Genomic DNA, 20,742 nt, shown 5'->3' on the forward strand with positions numbered 1-20,742 from the left:
ACGAATGGCTAAAATGAGAGTATACGAATATGCAAAAGCGTTAAATGTTTCAAGTAAGGAAATTTTGACCGCACTGAAGAACATGGATTTAGAAGTGAATAATCATATGGCCATGCTTGAAGAAAAGGCCATTAAACAGCTTGATGCCAAATTTAAAAAAGGCGGCGCAGCCGTTAAATCTCAAAAGCCTGCGGAAACGAACAAAAACAAACAGCCGCAAGGGGTAAATCAGCAGTCTGCTGGAAATCAACCAAATAAAATTCGAGACGGAAAGAAGAATGACGTGCAGAATAATCAATTTAACAAAAACAAGAAGAATAACAACAACAAAAAAAATAAACGCAACAATAACAACAACAGAAATCAACATCAGCAAAAGCCTGTGAAGCCGAAAAAAGAGCTTCCTGAAAAAATTACGTTCTCAGGCACTTTAACAGTCGGCGCACTGGCCGAAGAGCTTGGCAAAGAGCCTTCTGAACTCATCAAAAAACTGATGCTTCTTGGTGTTATGGCAACCATTAACCAAGAGCTCGATAAAGACACAATCGAACTGATTGCATCAGAATACGGTGTTGAAACTGAAGAAGTTATTGTCCTTGAAGAAACTGAATTAGAGAAATACGAAGAGCCTGACAAAGAAGAGGATCTTGAAATTCGTCCTCCTGTCGTTACAATCATGGGTCACGTTGACCATGGGAAAACAACGCTTCTTGACAGCATCCGTAAAACAAAGGTTGTTGAAGGAGAAGCTGGCGGAATCACTCAGCATATCGGAGCCTACCAAATCGAAGAAAACGGCAAGAAAATCACTTTCTTGGATACCCCGGGTCACGCCGCATTTACAACAATGCGTGCACGCGGTGCGGAAGTAACCGATATTACGATCTTGGTTGTAGCTGCGGATGACGGTGTAATGCCGCAAACAGTAGAGGCGATCAACCACGCGAAAGCAGCTGAAGTACCGATCATCGTTGCTGTGAATAAAGTTGATAAAGAAGCTGCAAACCCTGACCGTGTGATGCAAGAACTGACAGAATACGGACTTGTGCCTGAAGCTTGGGGCGGAGAAACGATTTTTGTTCCGCTTTCCGCTTTAACTGGAAAAGGCATTGATGAACTCGTTGAAATGATCTTGCTTGTCAGTGAGGTAGAGGAACTGAAAGCGAACCCGAACCGCCAGGCAAAAGGAACTGTTATTGAAGCGGAACTTGATAAAGGCAGAGGGTCAGTTGCGACATTGCTCGTACAGACTGGAACACTGCATGTCGGTGATCCGATTGTAGTCGGCAATACATTTGGCCGTGTCCGTGCAATGGTCAATGACATTGGTCGCCGTGTGAAAACAGCGGGACCGTCTACTCCGGTTGAAATTACCGGTCTAAATGACGTGCCTCAAGCGGGAGATCAATTCCTTGTCTTTAAAGATGAAAAAACAGCTCGTTCTGTTGGAGAAGCCCGTGCTTCCAAACAGCTTGAAGAGCAGCGCAGCGATAAAGCAAAGCTGAGTCTTGACGACTTATTCGAGCAAATTAAACAAGGTGATGTAAAAGACATCAACCTCATCGTAAAAGCTGACGTTCAAGGATCTGCCGAAGCTTTAACAGCCGCACTTCAAAAAATTGAAGTTGAAGGCGTTAAAGTGAAAATCATCCACACAGGCGTTGGTGCAATCACAGAATCTGACATTATTTTAGCATCTGCTTCCAATGCAATTGTTATCGGGTTTAATGTGAGACCGGACGGTAATGCTAAGAGTACGGCTGAAGCTGAAAACGTAGATATTCGTCTTCACCGTATTATTTACAAAGTAATCGACGAGATTGAAGCAGCTATGAAAGGTATGCTTGATCCTGAATATGAAGAAAAAGTAATTGGTCAAGTAGAAGTCCGCCAAACATTTAAAGTGTCTAAAATCGGTACGATTGCCGGAGGATATGTTACTGAAGGAACGATTACGCGCGACAGCGGCCTCCGTTTAATTCGTGACGGCGTCGTAATCTTCGAAGGCGAAGTGGACGTTCTGAAACGCTTTAAAGACGATGTGAAAGAAGTTTCACAAGGCTACGAATGTGGTATAACGATTAAGAAATACAATGACATTCGTGAAGGTGACATCCTTGAAGCGTATGTCATGCAAGAAATTGAAAGAACGTGATCGGATTTGCGGAATGTGAATGCATCATTTATGATGCAGGATCGTTAAAAGAAAAGCGCGCCGTTCTGAAGCGGATCTTAACCAGGGTTCAAAATAAGTTCAATGTTTCGATTTCGGAGATTGGCTATCAGGACACATGGCAAAGAACCAGCTTTGGAATTGCCGCTGTTTCTTCCTCTCGCGTTCAGACAGAAAAAGAGTTGCAGCGTGTTCTTGCGTTTATCGACTCTTTTCCTGAAATTGAACGGACGATCACTAGAACAGAGTGGTTTTAACTTAGAGGTGATTGAATTGAGTATGAGAGCAAACCGTGTCGGCGAGCAAATGAAAAAAGAACTCGGTGATATTATCAGCCGAAAGCTGAAGGATCCGAGAATTGGTTTTCTGACAGTAACGGATGTACGTGTATCAGGTGATTTACAAATTGCAAAGGTGTATATTTCCGTTCTCGGAGACGAGAAAAAACGGGAGGAAGCACTGAAAGGGCTTGCTAAGGCGAAAGGGTTTATTCGCTCTGAAATCGGCAGCCGCATCAGACTTCGTAAAACGCCTGAAATTGAATTTGAGTTCGATGAATCAATTGATTACGGAAATCGAATCGAAACATTGATTCACCAATTGAATTCAGAGAACCCGTCTGAATAACAAATGAAGAGGATAGGCGTTCGTCGTCTGTCCTCTTTTCTGCGTTTTGAAGAAAATCTTCACAACAGAAGGAGTGAAAGGCATATGGTTAACGGAGTTCTCCTTTTACATAAACCGGTCGGCATGACATCGCATGATTGTGTCATGAAGATCCGGAAGCTGCTTAAAACAAAAAAAGTCGGACATACGGGAACGCTTGATCCTGAGGTATCAGGTGTGCTTCCGATTTGTGTGGGCCGGGCTACAAAAATTGTCGAATATTTAACTGAGAAGTCTAAAACATATGATGCAGAAATTACGCTTGGTGTTTCAACGACGACAGAGGATCAAACCGGAGAAACCGTTGAAACAAAGCCAGTAGATCAAGCTGTTGATGAAGCAGAAGTAGAAAAGGTTTTAAACAGTTTAAAGGGACAACAAGAACAGATTCCCCCGATGTATTCCGCAGTAAAGGTAAACGGCAAAAAATTATATGAATATGCAAGAGCGGGACTTGAAGTAGAACGGCCAAAACGTCTTATTACCATTGAAGATATTGTGCTCACTACAGGGGTTAAACATAATGGAGAGACAGCGAGTTTCCGGTTTACAGTAACATGTTCAAAAGGAACCTATGTGCGGACATTGGCGGTTATGATTGGCGAAAAGCTCGGATATCCGGCTCACATGTCTCATTTGATCCGTACGGCATCCGGTGACTTTTCTCTTGATGAATGCTTTACGTTTGAAGAGCTGGAAGCTCAAGCCGAGGCCGGAACTGTAGCAGACCATACAGTCTCTATTGAACGTGCGCTCAATCATTTGCCGAAATGGATCATAAGTGATACATTAGCTAAGAAAGTAGAAAATGGGGCTTTGCTTGAAACACCAGAACAATTCTCGGATCTGACAAGTGACGACCGTCTCGCAGTCTATACGGAATCCAGAGGCTGTCTGGCGATTTATTTCCCTCATCCTACAAAACACGGGCTATTAAAGCCGGCAAAAGTATTGATGCAAAAAAGCGAACAATAGAAAAAAGGTGACCGTTCTGTGAAGACGATACATATTACACATCCGCATCATTTAATAAAAGAGGAGCAGCCAAAGTCTGTGATGGCGTTAGGTTATTTTGACGGCGTTCATTTAGGGCATCAAAAGGTAATCGGCGCAGCTAAACAGATTGCTGAAGAAAAGAATCTGACATTAGCTGTGATGACCTTTCACCCCCATCCTTCCCATGTGCTGGGCAGGGATCAGGAACCAAAGGATCTGATTACCCCTCTTGAAGATAAAATCAGCCAAATTGAACAATTAGGCACGGAGATTCTGTATGTCGTTAAATTCAATGAAGTGTTTGCTTCTCTGACTCCTAAGCAGTTTGTTGATCAGTATATTTTAGGCCTTAATGTACAGCATGCAGTGGCAGGCTTTGATTTTACGTACGGAAAATACGGCAAAGGAACAATGGAAACGATGCCGGTTGATTTAGATGGAAAAGCTGATTGCACAATGGTGGAAAAATTGACGGAGCAGGATAAAAAAATCAGCTCCAGCTATATTCGGACTGCACTTCAAAACGGAGACGTTGAACTGGCCAATGTCTTGCTTGGACAGCCCTACTTTATTAAAGGAATTGTCATTCACGGAGATAAAAGAGGGCGGACAATCGGGTTTCCGACGGCCAATATCGGCTTGAATAACAGCTATATTGTCCCGCCGACCGGTGTATATGCCGTCAAGGCGGAAATAAACGGCGAGATTTACAACGGCGTTTGCAATATCGGCTATAAGCCGACGTTTTATGAAAAACGACCGGAACAGCCTTCAATTGAGGTCAATTTATTTAATTTTGATCAAGAAGTATACGGAGCCGCTATAAAAATTGAATGGTATAAACGAATTCGGAGCGAGCGCAAGTTCAACGGCATTCAAGAATTAACAGAGCAAATTGAGAAAGATAAGCAGCAAGCGATCCGTTATTTCAGCAATTTGCGGAAATAACATGCAGCGCACACAAATTTTATTCTAAAATATTTGCATATAGGCTCGATTTTTAGTATGATAGTTTTCGTAGTCTTAAAACCTTTGCTTGGCAATCCGAAGTCACCGACGGTTGCTAGGTAACTGGGGCTAAATATTATTTGGAGGTGAAACAGGATGGCAATTACTCAAGAGCGTAAAAACCAACTCATCAGCGAGTTTAAAACACACGAATCTGATACTGGATCTCCAGAAGTTCAGATCGCTATCCTAACTGATTCAATTAACAACTTGAACGAGCATTTACGTACTCACAAGAAAGACCACCATTCACGTCGCGGTCTTCTTAAAATGGTAGGTAAGCGTCGTAATCTTCTTACGTATCTGCGTAATAAAGACGTAACTCGTTACCGTGAGTTAATTAACAAACTAGGCTTACGTCGATAATCGTAAAAAGCGGGAGGATTCCCGCTTTTTTATCGTATAAAAGCGAAAAATTTTTATAATCAATCATTGAAATCCTTTTACATACTACTTTGACATTGATATGTTCAATCCATTTCGTTCATAATAGGAGTAATTGATTATTTCACACAACGAAGAGAGGAGTTCGTAATCGTATGGGACAAGAAAAACATGTCTTTACCATAGATTGGGCCGGAAGAACGCTTACTGTTGAAACCGGCCAGCTTGCCAAACAGGCAAATGGTGCTGTTATGGTTCGCTACGGCGATACAGCAGTACTCAGTACAGCAACCGCTTCAAAAGAACCGAAGCCGCTTGATTTCTTCCCGCTTACTGTAAACTACGAGGAAAGATTGTATGCGGTAGGTAAAATACCTGGCGGGTTTATTAAAAGAGAAGGACGTCCAAGTGAAAAAGCTGTTTTGGCGAGCCGTTTAATCGACCGTCCGATCCGGCCTTTGTTCGCCGATGGATTCCGTAATGAAGTTCAAGTCATCAGCATCGTCATGAGTGTTGATCAAGACTGCTCTTCAGAAATGGCTGCTATGTTCGGTTCATCGCTTGCACTTTCTGTATCAGACATCCCGTTTGAAGGACCGATTGCAGGGGTAACTGTCGGACGCATTGACAATCAATTTGTTATTAACCCTACGGTTGATCAGCTTGAGAAAAGTGATATCAATCTTGTCGTTGCCGGAACTAAAGATGCAATTAACATGGTGGAAGCGGGGGCAGACGAAGTTCCTGAGGAAACGATGCTAGAAGCGATTATGTTCGGCCATGATGAGATTAAACGCCTGATTGCATTCCAAGAAGAAATTGTTGCAGCTGTCGGCAAAGAAAAATCAGAAATTAAGCTTTATGAAATTGATGAAGAGCTGAGTGAAAAAGTAAAGGCTTTAGCAGAGCAAGATCTGCTGAAAGCAATCCAGGTTCATGAAAAGCATGCCCGCGAAGATGCCATTAATGAAGTAAAAAACACAGTTGTGGCAAAATTCGAGGATGATGAGCATGACGAGGAAACAATCAAACAAGTCAAACAGATTTTGTCCAAGCTTGTCAAAAATGAAGTGCGCCGCCTTATTACTGAAGAGAAAGTAAGACCTGACGGCCGCGGAGTCGATCAAATCCGCCCGCTTTCTTCTGAGGTTGGCCTCTTGCCGAGAACACACGGTTCCGGATTGTTCACAAGAGGACAGACCCAGGCTCTCAGCGTTTGTACGTTAGGTGCTCTCGGAGATGTGCAAATCCTTGATGGTTTAGGTGTCGAAGAATCGAAACGGTTTATGCATCATTACAACTTCCCGCAATTCAGCGTCGGGGAAACTGGACCGATGCGCGGACCGGGACGCCGTGAAATCGGACATGGAGCTCTTGGTGAGCGTGCGCTTGAGCCTGTTATTCCATCTGAAAAAGATTTCCCTTATACTGTCCGTCTTGTATCTGAAGTGCTTGAATCAAACGGTTCTACTTCTCAGGCAAGTATCTGTGCAAGCACACTTGCGATGATGGATGCCGGTGTACCGATTAAAGCACCAGTCGCAGGTATTGCAATGGGACTTGTCAAATCAGGCGAACATTATACTGTTCTGACTGATATTCAAGGCATGGAAGATGCGCTTGGAGACATGGACTTTAAAGTTGCCGGAACTGCAAAGGGCGTAACGGCGCTGCAAATGGACATTAAAATTGAAGGCCTTTCCAGAGAGATTCTTGAAGAAGCGCTTCAGCAGGCGAAAAAAGGAAGAATGGAAATCCTCAACAGTATGCTTGCTACATTAAGCGAATCAAGAAAAGAGCTTTCTCAATATGCGCCTAAGATTTTAACAATGGCTATTAATCCTGATAAAATCCGCGATGTCATCGGACCTAGCGGAAAACAAATCAATAAAATCATCGAAGAGACCGGTGTTAAAATTGATATCGAGCAGGATGGCACAATCTTTATTTCGTCGACAGTTGAAAGCAGCAACCAAAAAGCGAAGAAAATCATCGAAGACCTCGTCAGAGAGGTTGAAGTCGGCCAGCTTTACTTAGGTAAAGTGAAACGAATTGAAAAGTTCGGCGCTTTCGTTGAAATTTTCAGCGGAAAAGACGGTTTGGTGCACATTTCAGAGCTTGCGCTTGAGCGCGTAGGAAAAGTTGAAGATGTTGTCAAAATCGGAGATGAGATTCTTGTGAAGGTTACTGAAATCGATAAGCAAGGACGGGTCAACTTGTCTCGTAAAGCTGTGCTCCGTGAAGAGAAAGAAAAAGAAGAACAAAAATCTTAAATGAAAACATAAAAGGAGCCTGGGAGACCCGGCTTCTTTATTTTGACGCTTTAAAAAGCAAGCGGGTTCTACCTTGTCCTTCTCCTTCATAATGTGAGGTGAGGGGGGACAGAACATGTACAAAAAATTTGTACCGTTTGCCGTTTTTCTATTTCTTTTTTTTGTTTCATTCGAGATGATGAAAAATCCGCACACACTTGATTATATAGGGGCAATGAAACAAGATACGGTGACCGTCTCGGCGTCCAAAGACCCGCTATATGAAGAATTGCTTCAAAAGGCGCCAGATTATGAAGTAAAGCCTCAGAATGCAAGAATAGACAAGGTGTGGAAAAGCATTCCCGGTTACAATGGTTTAAAGGTCAATATTGAAAAATCATATAAAAAAATGAAAAAGCACGGTGAGTTTCGGGAAAACGATTTAGTGTACAGTCAAGTAAAACCAAGCGTTCATCTTGAGTCTCTTCAGCCAGAGCCTATTTACAAAGGGAATCCGGAAAAACCGATGGTGGCTTTTTTAATTAATGTGGCATGGGGAAACGAATATTTGGAAAGAATGCTCCCTGTCCTTCAAAAGCATAACGTGAAGGCTACGTTTTTTCTGGAAGGCAATTGGGTGAAAAACAATGAACAGCTGGCTAAAAAGATTGCGGAAAAAGGACATGAAATCGGAAATCATTCATACAATCATCCGGATATGAGCAAACTGACTACAGGAAGAATTTCCGAACAGCTCGACAAGACGAATGAGCAAATAGAAAAAACGCTCGGCGTCAAGCCGAAATGGTTCGCTCCGCCAAGCGGGAGTTTCAGGAAAGCGGTTGTTGACATTGCAGCTGAGAAACATATGGGAACGGTGATGTGGACGGTTGATACAATCGACTGGCAAAAACCGGCTCCGTCTGCACTTCAAACCCGGGTGTTAAGCAAGATACATAATGGTGCCATGATTTTAATGCATCCGACCGATCCCACGGCGGAAAGTCTTGAAGCGCTGATTACAAAGATAAAAGATAAAGGATATGCGCTTGGAACAGTCACTGAACTAATGGATGAAACAAGACTGTTGAAGTAACAGGGCAGGCAGCTAGTCTTTGAATAGGAGGAACAAATTTGATTAAACGATATACGTGTCAAAATGGTGTAAGAGTTGTGCTTGAAAATAACCCGACAGTCCGTTCTGTCGCGATCGGCGTTTGGATTGGTACAGGCTCGCGGCACGAAACGCCGGAGATAAATGGGATTTCCCACTTTTTGGAGCATATGTTCTTCAAAGGGACGAGCACAAGATCTGCACGTGAGATAGCAGAATCTTTTGATCGTATTGGCGGTCAGGTTAATGCGTTTACCTCAAAGGAATATACCTGCTATTATGCAAAGGTGCTTGATGAACATGCGAATTACGCCCTTGACGTATTAGCAGATATGTTCTTTCATTCAACTTTTGATGAAAACGAGCTGAAAAAAGAAAAAAATGTAGTTTACGAAGAAATAAAAATGTATGAAGACGCGCCCGATGATATTGTTCATGATTTACTGAGCAAAGCCACGTACGGGAATCATTCTTTAGGCTATCCGATTCTAGGCACAGAAGAAACGCTTGATTCCTTTAACGGCGACTCTCTCAGACAGTACATGCATGATTATTATACGCCGGACCGTGTCGTTATTTCTGTAGCGGGTAATATTTCAGAAAGCTTTATAAAAGATGTAGAAAAATGGTTCGGATCATATGAGGCAAAAGGCAAAGCGACAGGTCTACAGAAGCCCGGATTCCATACAGAAAAACTCACAAGAAAAAAAGAAACAGAACAAGCCCATTTATGCCTGGGATTTAAAGGGCTGGAAGTCGGTCATGAAAAAATTTATGATTTGATCGTCCTTAATAATGTGCTCGGAGGCAGCATGAGCAGCCGTCTGTTCCAAGATGTTCGTGAAGATAAAGGGCTCGCTTATTCTGTTTACAGCTATCACAGCTCATATGAGGACAGCGGCATGCTCACCATTTATGGCGGAACAGGTGCAAATCAGCTTCAGCAGCTGTCAGAAACCATTCAAGAAACCCTTGCAACATTAAAGCGCGACGGCATAACGCCGAAAGAGCTGGAAAACAGCAAGGAGCAAATGAAGGGAAGCTTGATGCTGAGCTTAGAAAGCACGAACAGCAAAATGAGCCGAAACGGTAAAAATGAACTGCTGCTCGGAAAACACAAAACATTAGACGAAATTATTAATGAATTAAACGCTGTAAACTTAGAACGTGTCAACGGTCTTGCCAGACAAATGTTTACGAATGACTATTCTCTGGCTCTTATCAGCCCCTCTGGCAATATGCCGTCATAAATCTGAAATGCCTGCCCTGAAACGGAGCAGGCATTTTTTTATCCTTTTGATCATACATAGTACAAGGGGGTGACAGAGATGCGGCTCAGTGAATTATCCGGGAAGGAAATTGTCGACATCAAAAGAGCTGAACGGCTGGGAGTACTGGGTCAGACCGATTTAGAAATCAATGAACAGGATGGTCAGATCACAGCGCTCCTCATTCCGACAGTCAAATGGTTTGGTTTGAGAAAACACGGTCAAGACATTCGTGTCCCCTGGAATCATATTCAAAAGATCGGATCAGATATGATCATTTTAGATGTCCCTGAGGAAATTTCTCCTCACCAAGAGTAACTATAGAAAAGGCCCAACTCTGCAGGTTATGGGCTTTCATGAAAACATCCAAACATCGGCTGAGTCAGCCGATGTTTTTTTGTGTGAAAAAAGCGTATGTTTTAATTCACCGCTATTTCCTTTTGATCATAAGATGAAGGGGAGCTTAACAGCTAGGGATCCAGTATATACAAAGAAGGTGAACGTTTAACATGTTAACCGGATTGAAAATTGCAGTTATCGGCGGTGACGCAAGACAGCTCGAAATTATTAGAAAGCTCACTGAACAGCAGACTGACATCTATCTCGTCGGTTTTGACCAATTGGATCACGGTTTTACCGGAGCTGTAAAATGCAACATTGATGAAATTCCTTATCAGCAAATAGACAGTATCATTCTTCCTGTGTCTGCGACAACAGGAGAAGGTGTCGTATCAACCGTATTTTCAAATGAAGAAGTTGTTTTAAAACAGGAGCACCTTGACCAAACGCCTGCACACTGTGTCATTTTCTCAGGAATTTCTAACGCCTATTTAGAAAACATTGTAGCTCAAGCAAACAGAAAACTTGTTAAGCTGTTTGAGCGGGATGACATTGCGATATACAATTCTATTCCGACAGTAGAAGGAACCATCATGCTGGCCATTCAGCATACAGATTATACGATACACGGATCTCAGGTGGCGGTTCTCGGGCTGGGACGCACCGGAATGACGATCGCCCGTACATTTGCCGCGCTTGGAGCGAAGGTAAAGGTCGGGGCAAGAAGTTCAGCGCATCTGGCGCGCATCACCGAAATGGGGCTCGTTCCGTTTCACACTGATGAACTCAAAGAGCATGTCAAAGATATAGATATTTGTATTAATACCATACCGAGCATGATTTTGAATCAAACTGTGCTTTCTCGCATGACACCGAAAACCTTAATATTGGATCTGGCTTCACGACCCGGCGGAACCGATTTTAAATATGCTGAAAAACAAGGGATTAAGGCACTCCTTGCCCCTGGTTTGCCGGGGATTGTCGCTCCTAAAACAGCAGGGCAGATCCTCGCCAATGTCTTGAGCAAGCTTTTGGCTGAACTACATGCTGAGGAGGGGAAATAAGAATGTCGTCACTAAAAGGGAAAAGAATCGGATTTGGACTGACCGGCTCGCATTGCACATATGAAGCGGTGTTTCCGCAAATTGAGACGCTAGTCAATGAAGGAGCGGAAGTCCGGCCGATTGTCACATTTACTGTAAAATCGACTGATACACGCTTTGGAGAAGGAGCGGAATGGGTTAAAAAGATTGAAGACCTTACCGGATATGAGGCAATTGATTCAATTGTAAAGGCTGAACCCCTCGGGCCAAAGCTTCCGCTGGACTGCATGGTAATTGCGCCTTTAACCGGAAATTCGATGAGCAAGCTCGCCAACGCCATGACAGACAGCCCTGTACTGATGGCTGCAAAAGCAACAATCAGAAACAATCGGCCGGTCGTTCTCGGTATATCAACAAATGACGCTCTCGGTTTAAACGGCACAAACCTAATGAGGCTCATGTCTACCAAAAATATCTTCTTTATTCCATTTGGGCAAGACGATCCCTTCAAAAAACCGAATTCAATGGTTGCCAAAATGGATCTGCTTCCTCAAACCGTTCAAAAGGCGCTGATGCATCAGCAGCTTCAGCCGATTCTCGTTGATAATTATCAGGGAAATGACTAAATATACAGAAAATCTTTCCCAAACAAAAAATTTCGGTCATCACCCGCATATTCTATGGTAAAATAAAACGTAAAATTATAGTCAAATCAATTCAATGAAGCTGATTGGCGGAAGGAGTTTTACAGATGGGAAGAGGTTTACACGTAGCTGTTGTCGGAGCGACAGGAGCTGTAGGACAACAAATGCTTAAAACACTTGAAGACAGAAATTTTGAAATGGACACACTTACATTGCTATCTTCAAAACGCTCTGCGGGTACCCAAGTCACATTTAAAGGCCAAGAGCTGACTGTTCAGGAAGCTTCTCCTGAGAGCTTTGAAGGGGTAAATATTGCTTTGTTTAGCGCTGGCGGAAGCGTATCACAGGCATTGGCACCAGAAGCTGTAAAACGCGGCGCTATTGTTATAGATAATACAAGTGCGTTCCGTATGGACGAAAATACACCGCTTGTTGTGCCTGAAGTTAACGAGGCAGACTTGCACGAACACAACGGCATTATTGCCAACCCTAACTGCTCTACAATTCAAATGGTGGCTGCGCTGGAACCGATCCGCAAAGCTTACGGCTTAAACAAAGTTATCGTATCAACTTACCAAGCGGTATCAGGAGCGGGAAATGAAGCTGTAAAAGAGCTGTACAGCCAAACAGAGGCGATTTTGAACAACGAAGAAATCAAACCAGAGATTATGCCTGTAAAAGGGGATAAAAAACACTATCAAATCGCTTTCAATGCGATTCCGCAAATTGATAAATTCCAAGATAACGGCTATACGTTTGAGGAAATGAAAATGATAAATGAAACAAAAAAAATCATGCACATGCCTGAGCTTCAAGTAGCGGCTACATGTGTGAGACTTCCGATTGAAACCGGCCATTCAGAGTCCGTTTACATCGAGGTAGACCGAGATGGCGCTACTGTGGAAGATATTAAAAACCTATTAAAAGAAGCTCCTGGCATTACACTTCAGGACGACCCGAGCCAGCAGCTTTATCCGATGCCTGCCGATGCAGTCGGCAAAAACGATGTGTTTGTAGGCCGTATCCGCAAAGACTTGGACAGAGCAAACGGTTTTCATTTATGGGTAGTTTCTGATAACCTATTAAAAGGCGCGGCATGGAACTCTGTTCAAATTGCAGAAAGCCTGAAAAAACTAAACCTCGTATAAAAGAAAGAATTTCCCAAAGACGAATAGAAGAGAGTAAGGCGCAAATAGCCTGCTCTCTTCTGTTACGTCCGAATAATTTGGAGTGAAAACAGTGAAGATAATTGTTCAGAAGTTTGGCGGGACATCTGTAAAAGATGACAAAGGCCGTAAACTGGCTTTAGAGCACATTAAAGAAGCAATCAGTGAAGGATATAAGGTTGTCGTTGTCGTTTCCGCGATGGGCCGGAAGGGTGATCCGTACGCAACAGACTCTCTGTTGGGACTGCTTTACGGCGATCAGTCTGCGATTTCCCCGAGAGAGCAGGATCTGCTTTTATCATGCGGAGAGACGATTTCTTCTGTCGTCTTTACGAGCATGCTGCTGGATAACGGTGTAAAAGCATCTGCGCTGACAGGGGCTCAGGCTGGGTTCTTAACGAATGATCAGCATACAAATGCGAAAATCCTTGAAATGAAACCGGAGCGTTTATTCAGTGTGCTTGCGAATCATGACGCAGTAGTCGTCGCAGGATTCCAAGGCGCTACTGAAAAGGGCGATACAACAACGATCGGAAGAGGGGGCAGCGATACGTCTGCAGCTGCACTTGGGGCGGCAATTGACGCTGAATACATCGATATTTTCACAGATGTTGAAGGTGTGATGACTGCTGATCCGAGAGTAGTGGAAAACGCGAAACCGCTTCCTGTGGTAACATATACAGAAATCTGCAACCTGGCGTACCAGGGAGCGAAAGTGATTCATCCGCGAGCTGTGGAGATTGCGATGCAGGCTAAGGTTCCGATTCGCGTCCGCTCAACATATTCCAAAGATAAAGGCACATTGGTGACATCACATCATTCTTCCAATGTCGGCAGTGATGTTTTTGAACGGCTGATTACCGGAATTGCCCATGTCAAAGATGTCACACAGTTCAAAGTGCCTTCAAAAATCGGTCAGTATAACGTTCAGACTGAAGTTTTTAAAGCGATGGCGAGTGCAGGAATCAGCGTTGATTTCTTTAACATTACACCTAGTGAAATCGTTTATACGGTGGCTGGGAACAAGACGGAAACAGCTCAGCGCATCTTAATGGATATGGGTTATGACCCGATGGTGACGAAAAACTGCGCAAAAGTTTCGGCGGTCGGTGCCGGTATCATGGGCGTCCCGGGTGTAACGTCTAAAATTGTGACAGCTCTATCAGAGAAAGAGATTCCTATTCTGCAGTCGGCGGACAGCCACACGACCATCTGGGTGCTTGTCCATGAAGAGGACATGGTTCCTGCTGTAAACGCTTTGCATGAAGTGTTTGAACTTTCTAAGTAAATGTGATTGAATCATGATGAGGTGAAAAAAATGAATTTCGGAAATGTGTCTACAGCTATGATTACACCTTTTGACAATAAAGGGAATGTAGACTTTCAAAAATTGTCTACACTGATTGATTACTTGTTGAAAAACGGAACAGATTCTTTAGTAGTAGCGGGAACAACAGGAGAATCACCAACCCTTTCAACAGAAGAAAAAATAGCACTATTTGAATATACGGTCAAAGAAGTGAACGGCCGGGTGCCTGTCATTGCGGGTACTGGCAGCAACAATACGAAAGATTCCATTAAGCTGACCAAAAAAGCTGAGGAAGCAGGCGTAGATGCGGTGATGCTTGTTACGCCGTATTATAATAAACCTTCACAAGAAGGAATGTATCAGCATTTTAAAGCTGTTGCTTCTGAAACATCTCTTCCGGTTATGCTGTACAATGTGCCGGGCCGCACCGTTGCTTCTCTTGCTCCTGAGACGACAATCCGTTTGGCGGCGGATATTCCGAATGTTGTTGCGATTAAAGAAGCGAGCGGAGATCTCGAAGCGATTACAAAAATTGTTGCGGAAACGCCTGAAGATTTCTCCGTTTATTCTGGGGATGACGCCTTGACACTTCCTGTTCTGTCAGTAGGAGGAAGAGGTGTCGTTTCAGTCGCAAGCCATATAGTAGGCTCTGATATGCAGCAAATGATCAAAAATTATACAAATGGGCAAACAGCTAACGCGGCACTGATTCACCAGAAATTGCTGCCGATTATGAAGGAACTGTTTAAAGCGCCTAACCCGGCTCCTGTGAAAACAGCTCTTCAGCTGAAAGGCCTTGATGTCGGTTCGGTGCGTCTTCCTCTTATCCCATTAAACGAAGATGAACGTCTGAGCTTAAGCAGCGCGATCAGCGAACTGTAAGAAAAATTTCATACAGTGAAACAAACGCGGTCATTCTCATTCCACCTGAGTTTGACCGTTTCTTATACATATTGGTTTTCCCTAAACCTTCTGCTTTATCTTGTTTTCTAAATTTACTTTCAGTTATAATAGGAACAAGTGATGATGGACGGGTATGAGACTAGGAGGATATAGATTTTGAAAAAGAAAAATACAGAAAACGTTAGAATTATCGCCCTTGGCGGTGTCGGAGAAATTGGGAAGAACCTTTATGTCATCGAAATTGATTCAGACATATTTGTCGTTGATGCCGGCCTTATGCATCCAGAAAACGAAATGCTCGGTATTGATGTGGTGATTCCTGACATATCATATTTGATTGAACGATCTGACCGCGTTAAGGCTATCTTTTTAACACATGGGCATGATGAGAATATCGGCGGCGTTTTTTACTTATTAAACAAGCTTTCTGTTCCTGTATACGGAACAAAGCTAACGCTTGCACTATTAAGAGAAAAATTAAAACAATACGGACATAACCGAAAAGCTGATTTAAGAGAAATTCACTCAAAATCTGTCATTACATTTGAATCAACAAAGGTATCGTTCTTTAATACGATCCACAGTATCCCTGATTCAGTAGGCGTCAGTTTAAAAACATCACTTGGATCTATTGTATGCACGGGAGACTTCAAATTTGACCAAACACCCGCACTTAATCAATCGTGCGATATTGGCGAGATTGCCAAAATCGGCAACAGCGGCGTACTTGCTCTGCTTTCTGACAGTGCTAATGCAGAACGTCCGGGTTACACCCCTTCGGAAGCTGCTGTCAGCGGAGAGATTTCGGACGCACTGTACAATTCAGAGAACCGGGTAATCATTGCCGTTTTCGCATCCAATATTAACCGAATTCAGCAAGTCATTCATGCAGCGGCTCAAAATGGCAGAAAGATTGCCATTGCCGGAAAAAACCTTCAATCGATCCTTCAGCTTGCAAGAAAGCTTGGATATATTGAAGCAGATGATGAACTGTTTATTTCAATTCAGGATGTCAAAAAATATCCGAAGCGCGAAGTAGCGATTGTAACTGCCGGCAGCCATGGTGAACCGTTGGCAGCTCTGACAAGAATGGCAAACAAAGCCCACAAGCAGCTGAATATCGAAGAAGGGGATACAGTTGTCATTGCATCCACTCCGATCCCTGGGCAGGAACTCATTTATTCTAAAACAGTTGATTTGCTTGCCAGAGCCGGCGCACAAGTCATTTTTGCCCAAAAGCGTGTGCATGTATCTGGACATGGCTCACAGGAAGAGTTAAAGCTGATGATCAATCTGCTTAAACCAAAATATTTAATTCCTGTAAACGGCGAATACAGAATGCAAAAGGCTCATTCAAAAATCGCTGAAGAAATTGGCATGAAGCGCAGTGATATCTTCTTAATTGAAAAAGGAGACGTTGTCGAGTTCCGCGGCCAAAACGTAAAGATCGGTGATAAAGTGCCATACGGCAATATTTTAATCGACGGTTTAGGTGTAGGCGACATCGGAAATATTGTGCTGAGAGACCGCCGCTTACTTTCACAAGACGGCATACTGATTGTTGTCATTACACTTGATAAACAAAAGAAACATCTTGTATCAGGTCCTGAGATTATCACACGCGGTTTTGTTTATGTAAGAGAGTCTGAAGGCCTTATCGTACAGGCTACTGAGCTTGTACGCTCTATCGTGACAGAAGCAACTGAAACATCAAACGTTGAATGGTCAACGCTTAAGCAGGCAATGCGAGATGCTTTGAACCAATTCCTATATGAAAAAACAAAACGTAAACCGATGATCATCCCAATTATTATGGAAGTCTAATGTAAACGTAAGACCGGACCTGTTCCGGTCTTTATTTTTTTGCCTGTTAAGCCAGGATTGAATTGAAGATCTTTGTTCATAATACAAAGAGAAACTCGGAAAGGGTGAAAGCGAAATGGATCATCGTATGGAAAATACAGAAGAAGAACGTCCCGAAAAAAATGATGCGAAAGACAGCATTATGAATAAAATACAGCAGCTAGGGGAAACGACACTTCCGCAGCTGCCGCAAGATACAAATATCCATTGTCTGACCATTATCGGACAAATAGAAGGCCATGTTCAGCTGCCTCCGCAAAACAAAACAACAAAATATGAACATGTAATCCCGCAAATCGTTGCCATTGAGCAGAATCCAAAAATTGAAGGTTTACTTATTATATTAAATACAGTCGGCGGAGATGTGGAAGCGGGTCTTGCAATTGCTGAAATGCTCGCATCTTTGTCAAAACCAACCGTCTCCATCGTACTTGGCGGAGGACATTCCATCGGTGTACCAATTGCGGTATCTTGTGATTACAGCTATATCGCTGAAACAGCTACCATGACGATTCATCCCGTTCGTCTGACGGGACTGGTGATCGGCGTGCCTCAAACCTTTGAGTACTTGGATAAGATGCAAGAAAGAGTCGTTAAATTTGTAACAAGCCATTCAAATGTAGATGAAGATAAGTTTAAAGAGCTGATGTTTTCAAAAGGAAACTTAACACGCGATATTGGAACAAATGTCGTCGGCAAGGATGCCGTCGAGTATGGACTGATTGATCACGTCGGCGGAGTCGGACAAGCGATTCATAAATTAAATGAGCTGATCGAGGAAGCGAGAGAAGAAGAAGGACGGATGATTCAATGATTTTGTATACCACGATGCCGCAGGAAATTGTTTTCGCGGAACAGAACCAACAGCCAAGTGCACACGAGCAAATTGAGTATAGAGGTGTTCCGCTTCTTGTCGAGATGAAAGGCAATGAAGCAGAGGTTATTCAAGTCATGAGCACTAATCCTATGCACTTTCTGCATCCGGATATTTCTCCGGGACAAAAGCTAAAATTAAACGTATAAGATTCCGGCCATTTTTTAAGGGCAAAATATGCTATAATAGGGGAATCCTACAGAAAAACGCAGCCAGTAAACGGCTGCTTTCTTCATTATGTATGAACTTACATTTTTTAACGCAGTAAGGTGATGAGTGTGGCAAAGAAAAAAAGAAAATCGAGAAAAAAACAGGCAAAACAGCTCAACATAAAATTTGAATTAAACGGATTGCTGTGCATTGCTATCTCAATTATCGCCATTTTACAGCTTGGTGTAGTGGGACAAACCTTTATCTACTTGTTCCGTTTTTTCGCTGGTGAGTGGTTTATTTTATGCTTGTTAGGCTTATTCGTTTTAGGGGTTTCACTATTTTGGAAGAAAAAAACGCCGAGTCTTTTAACGAGACGAAAGGCGGGGCTGTACTGCATCATTGCAAGCATATTGCTGCTTTCTCATGTGCAGCTGTTTAAAAATTTGACGAACAGAGGATCTATTGAGTCTGCCAGCGTGATCCGCAATACATGGGAATTATTTTTAATGGACATGAATGGGAGCTCTGCTTCACCTGATTTAGGCGGGGGAATGATAGGGGCGCTTCTGTTTGCGGCTTCACACTTTTTGTTTGCTTCAACTGGTTCTCAAATTATGGCGATTGTAATGATTTTGATCGGAATGATTCTGGTCACGGGGCGTTCTCTTCAAGAAACGCTGAAAAAGTGGATGAGCCCGATCGGCCGTTTCATCAAAGAACAATGGTTTGCTTTTATTGATGATATGAAATCAGTCAAAACAAATATGAAATCATCGAAAAAAGCGAAAGCCAATACCAGTAAAAAACAAAAGCCGGCGCGCAAAAAACAGCAAATGGACCCCGAGCCCGCTGCTGAAGAAGAGGAGCAGGAAATGGTATCGCCTCTCATTCATTCAGAGCCGATTATCTCAAGCTTTTCAGACCGGAATGAAGCGGAAGAGCCTCCGGCAGCTGCAGTAAAACGAATTGAGCCGGCGACAGAACCGCTTCAGGAAAATCAGTCTGAGGCTGAGCATAATGAAACGGCTGCTGCTCCGCCAATGACCTTTACAGAACTTGAAAATAAAGATTATCAGATGCCGTCATTAGATTTATTAGCTGATCCGAAGCATACCGGCCAGCAGGCTGATAAAAAAAATATTTATGAAAATGCCAGAAAGCTTGAACGCACGTTCCAAAGCTTCGGCGTAAAGGCGAAAGTGACACAGGTTCATCTTGGGCCGGCTGTCACGAAATATGAAGTGTATCCGGATGTCGGAGTAAAGGTAAGCAAAATAGTCAACCTAAGTGACGATTTAGCGCTTGCGTTAGCTGCAAAAGACATCAGGATTGAGGCGCCTATTCCAGGTAAATCTGCCATCGGAATAGAAGTTCCAAACGCGGAAGTGGCTATGGTATCGCTGAAGGAAGTGCTTGAGTCAAAACTTAATGACAGACCTGATGCAAAACTGTTAATCGGACTTGGCCGTAATATTTCGGGTGAAGCTGTGCTTGCTGAATTAAACAAAATGCCTCATTTGCTTGTCGCAGGCGCGACTGGGAGCGGAAAAAGTGTCTGTGTCAACGGTATTATTACAAGTATTCTGATGCGCGCTAAACCGCATGAAGTGAAAATGATGATGATTGACCCAAAAATGGTTGAACTGAATGTGTACAATGGGATTCCGCATTTGCTTGCTCCGGTGGTAACTGACCCGAAAAAAGCATCACAAGCTTTGAAAAAGGTTGTCAATGAAATGGAACGTCGGTACGAATTGTTTTCTCATACAGGAACAAGAAATATTGAAGGGTACAATGATTATATAAAACGCTCCAATAATGAGGGAGAGGCAAAACAGCCAGAGCTGCCGTATATCGTGGTCATTGTGGACGAGCTAGCTGATCTCATGATGGTAGCTTCATCTGATGTAGAAGACTCGATTACGAGATTGTCCCAAATGGCACGGGCTGCCGGCATCCATCTTATTATTGCGACACAGCGTCCGTCAGTTGACGTCATTACAGGGGTCATCAAGGCAAATATTCCGTCACGAATCGCATTCAGTGTCTCTTCACAGACGGACTCAAGGACCATTCTGGATATGGGGGGCGCTGAGAAGCTTTTAGGACGAGGAGATATGCTGTTTTTACCTGTCGGGGCTAATAAACCTGTCCGTGTACAAGGTGCATTTTTGTCAGACGAAGAAGTGGAGCAGGTCGTGGATCATGTCATTACGCAGCAAAAAGCTCAATATCAGGAAGAAATGATTCCTGAGGAAACAACGGAAACCCATACTGAGGTTACCGATGACCTTTATGATGAAGCCGTCGAATTAATCGTCGGCATGCAGACTGCATCCGTATCGATGCTGCAAAGAAGGTTCAGAATCGGGTATACGAGAGCGGCACGCCTGATTGATGCAATGGAAGAACGCGGCGTAGTTGGCCCGTATGAAGGCAGCAAACCAAGGGAAGTCTTAATATCAAAAGAAAAACATGATGAGCTCTCTTCTTAAATGAAGGGAGTTCAATAACAATAATAACATTATGTAAACTGTACACCTTTTTATTTATTTTTTCGACAAAACATGATATAGTTGTCCCAATT

19 protein-coding genes are annotated in these 20,742 nt (G+C 43.2%); all 19 read left to right on the top strand.

Going from position 1 to position 20,742, the window contains the following annotated elements; translation table 11 throughout:
- The first annotated feature begins 4 nt into the window (after window positions 1-4).
- The 19 genes from infB to CJU60_RS11620 all read left to right on the top strand — a co-directional run bounded on the left by infB (window position 5) and on the right by CJU60_RS11620 (window position 20,650).
- Complete coding sequence (gene infB / locus CJU60_RS11530) at window positions 5-2,155, top strand: translation initiation factor IF-2 (protein WP_024121430.1); 2,151 nt, start codon at window positions 5-7, stop codon at window positions 2,153-2,155.
- Entirely contained in the window at window positions 2,152-2,430 is a 279-nt protein-coding gene (locus CJU60_RS11535) for a DUF503 domain-containing protein (protein ID WP_003220950.1), read from the top strand. Before infB ends, CJU60_RS11535 begins: the two co-directional genes overlap by 4 nt.
- A 16-nt stretch (window positions 2,431-2,446) precedes the next feature.
- Window positions 2,447-2,800 carry a 30S ribosome-binding factor RbfA gene (gene rbfA / locus CJU60_RS11540; RefSeq protein WP_010334286.1) on the top strand — a complete coding sequence of 118 codons (354 nt, stop codon included), beginning with the start codon at window positions 2,447-2,449 and terminating at the stop codon, window positions 2,798-2,800.
- 84 nt (window positions 2,801-2,884) lie between these two features.
- Window positions 2,885-3,814: a tRNA pseudouridine(55) synthase TruB gene (gene truB, locus CJU60_RS11545; protein ID WP_095713845.1), complete on the top strand. Its 930-nt coding sequence runs from the start codon at window positions 2,885-2,887 to the stop codon at window positions 3,812-3,814.
- Window positions 3,815-3,832: 18 nt separating this feature from the next.
- Window positions 3,833-4,783: a bifunctional riboflavin kinase/FAD synthetase gene (ribF, locus tag CJU60_RS11550; RefSeq protein ID WP_095713846.1), complete on the top strand. Its 951-nt coding sequence runs from the start codon at window positions 3,833-3,835 to the stop codon at window positions 4,781-4,783.
- 156 nt (window positions 4,784-4,939) lie between these two features.
- Complete coding sequence (gene rpsO, locus CJU60_RS11555; RefSeq protein WP_003154182.1) at window positions 4,940-5,209, top strand: 30S ribosomal protein S15; 270 nt, start codon at window positions 4,940-4,942, stop codon at window positions 5,207-5,209.
- Window positions 5,210-5,382: 173 nt separating this feature from the next.
- Window positions 5,383-7,500 carry a polyribonucleotide nucleotidyltransferase gene (gene pnp, locus CJU60_RS11560; RefSeq protein ID WP_095713847.1) on the top strand — a complete coding sequence of 706 codons (2,118 nt, stop codon included), beginning with the start codon at window positions 5,383-5,385 and terminating at the stop codon, window positions 7,498-7,500.
- 115 nt (window positions 7,501-7,615) lie between these two features.
- Window positions 7,616-8,575 (top strand): polysaccharide deacetylase family protein, encoded by a 960-nt coding sequence (locus CJU60_RS11565; RefSeq protein ID WP_024121435.1) that lies wholly within the window; start codon window positions 7,616-7,618, stop codon window positions 8,573-8,575.
- Between the two features lie 38 nt (window positions 8,576-8,613).
- A complete protein-coding gene (locus CJU60_RS11570; RefSeq protein WP_024121436.1) occupies window positions 8,614-9,843 on the top strand; it encodes a M16 family metallopeptidase in 1,230 nt (409 codons plus the stop codon).
- Between the two features lie 78 nt (window positions 9,844-9,921).
- Window positions 9,922-10,179, top strand: a complete 258-nt coding sequence (locus tag CJU60_RS11575; RefSeq protein WP_010334291.1) for a YlmC/YmxH family sporulation protein — start codon at window positions 9,922-9,924, stop codon at window positions 10,177-10,179.
- Between the two features lie 191 nt (window positions 10,180-10,370).
- Window positions 10,371-11,264: a dipicolinic acid synthetase subunit A gene (gene dpaA / locus CJU60_RS11580; protein ID WP_095713848.1), complete on the top strand. Its 894-nt coding sequence runs from the start codon at window positions 10,371-10,373 to the stop codon at window positions 11,262-11,264.
- A gap of 2 nt (window positions 11,265-11,266) precedes the next feature.
- Window positions 11,267-11,869, top strand: a complete 603-nt coding sequence (dpaB, locus tag CJU60_RS11585) for a dipicolinate synthase subunit B (protein WP_095713849.1) — start codon at window positions 11,267-11,269, stop codon at window positions 11,867-11,869.
- 125 nt (window positions 11,870-11,994) lie between these two features.
- A complete protein-coding gene (asd, locus tag CJU60_RS11590) occupies window positions 11,995-13,035 on the top strand; it encodes an aspartate-semialdehyde dehydrogenase (protein WP_095713850.1) in 1,041 nt (346 codons plus the stop codon).
- A gap of 91 nt (window positions 13,036-13,126) precedes the next feature.
- Window positions 13,127-14,341 (top strand): aspartate kinase, encoded by a 1,215-nt coding sequence (dapG, locus tag CJU60_RS11595; RefSeq protein WP_024121441.1) that lies wholly within the window; start codon window positions 13,127-13,129, stop codon window positions 14,339-14,341.
- 30 nt (window positions 14,342-14,371) lie between these two features.
- Complete coding sequence (dapA, locus tag CJU60_RS11600; RefSeq protein WP_024121442.1) at window positions 14,372-15,244, top strand: 4-hydroxy-tetrahydrodipicolinate synthase; 873 nt, start codon at window positions 14,372-14,374, stop codon at window positions 15,242-15,244.
- A 177-nt stretch (window positions 15,245-15,421) separates the two neighbouring features.
- Window positions 15,422-17,089, top strand: coding sequence for a ribonuclease J2 (gene rnjB, locus CJU60_RS11605; protein WP_044155851.1), 1,668 nt, complete (start codon window positions 15,422-15,424; stop codon window positions 17,087-17,089).
- 115 nt (window positions 17,090-17,204) lie between these two features.
- Window positions 17,205-17,942 carry a translocation-enhancing protein TepA gene (gene tepA / locus CJU60_RS11610; RefSeq protein ID WP_024121443.1) on the top strand — a complete coding sequence of 246 codons (738 nt, stop codon included), beginning with the start codon at window positions 17,205-17,207 and terminating at the stop codon, window positions 17,940-17,942.
- Complete coding sequence (locus CJU60_RS11615; protein WP_024121444.1) at window positions 17,939-18,151, top strand: YlzJ-like family protein; 213 nt, start codon at window positions 17,939-17,941, stop codon at window positions 18,149-18,151. Before tepA ends, CJU60_RS11615 begins: the two co-directional genes overlap by 4 nt.
- Window positions 18,152-18,280: 129 nt before the next feature.
- Window positions 18,281-20,650, top strand: a complete 2,370-nt coding sequence (locus tag CJU60_RS11620) for an FtsK/SpoIIIE family DNA translocase (RefSeq protein ID WP_141243776.1) — start codon at window positions 18,281-18,283, stop codon at window positions 20,648-20,650.
- The last annotated feature ends 92 nt before the right edge of the window (window positions 20,651-20,742 follow it).

Source organism: Bacillus sp. 7705b (assembly GCF_002289525.1).
Lineage (GTDB): Bacteria > Bacillota > Bacilli > Bacillales > Bacillaceae > Bacillus > Bacillus halotolerans.

What these genes read in the sequence shown, in the direction of transcription:
- tepA (WP_024121443.1), top strand. Translation starts at nt 17,205, where the DNA reads ATGGATCATCGTATGGAAAATACAGAAGAAGAACGTCCCGAAAAAAAT.
- pnp (WP_095713847.1), top strand. Translation starts at nt 5,383, where the DNA reads ATGGGACAAGAAAAACATGTCTTTACCATAGATTGGGCCGGAAGAACG.
- dapA (WP_024121442.1), top strand. Translation starts at nt 14,372, where the DNA reads ATGAATTTCGGAAATGTGTCTACAGCTATGATTACACCTTTTGACAAT.
- CJU60_RS11565 (WP_024121435.1), top strand. Translation starts at nt 7,616, where the DNA reads ATGTACAAAAAATTTGTACCGTTTGCCGTTTTTCTATTTCTTTTTTTT.
- infB (WP_024121430.1), top strand. Translation starts at nt 5, where the DNA reads ATGGCTAAAATGAGAGTATACGAATATGCAAAAGCGTTAAATGTTTCA.
- asd (WP_095713850.1), top strand. Translation starts at nt 11,995, where the DNA reads ATGGGAAGAGGTTTACACGTAGCTGTTGTCGGAGCGACAGGAGCTGTA.
- dpaA (WP_095713848.1), top strand. Translation starts at nt 10,371, where the DNA reads ATGTTAACCGGATTGAAAATTGCAGTTATCGGCGGTGACGCAAGACAG.
- truB (WP_095713845.1), top strand. Translation starts at nt 2,885, where the DNA reads ATGGTTAACGGAGTTCTCCTTTTACATAAACCGGTCGGCATGACATCG.
- dpaB (WP_095713849.1), top strand. Translation starts at nt 11,267, where the DNA reads ATGTCGTCACTAAAAGGGAAAAGAATCGGATTTGGACTGACCGGCTCG.
- rpsO (WP_003154182.1), top strand. Translation starts at nt 4,940, where the DNA reads ATGGCAATTACTCAAGAGCGTAAAAACCAACTCATCAGCGAGTTTAAA.
- CJU60_RS11615 (WP_024121444.1), top strand. Translation starts at nt 17,939, where the DNA reads ATGATTTTGTATACCACGATGCCGCAGGAAATTGTTTTCGCGGAACAG.
- CJU60_RS11575 (WP_010334291.1), top strand. Translation starts at nt 9,922, where the DNA reads ATGCGGCTCAGTGAATTATCCGGGAAGGAAATTGTCGACATCAAAAGA.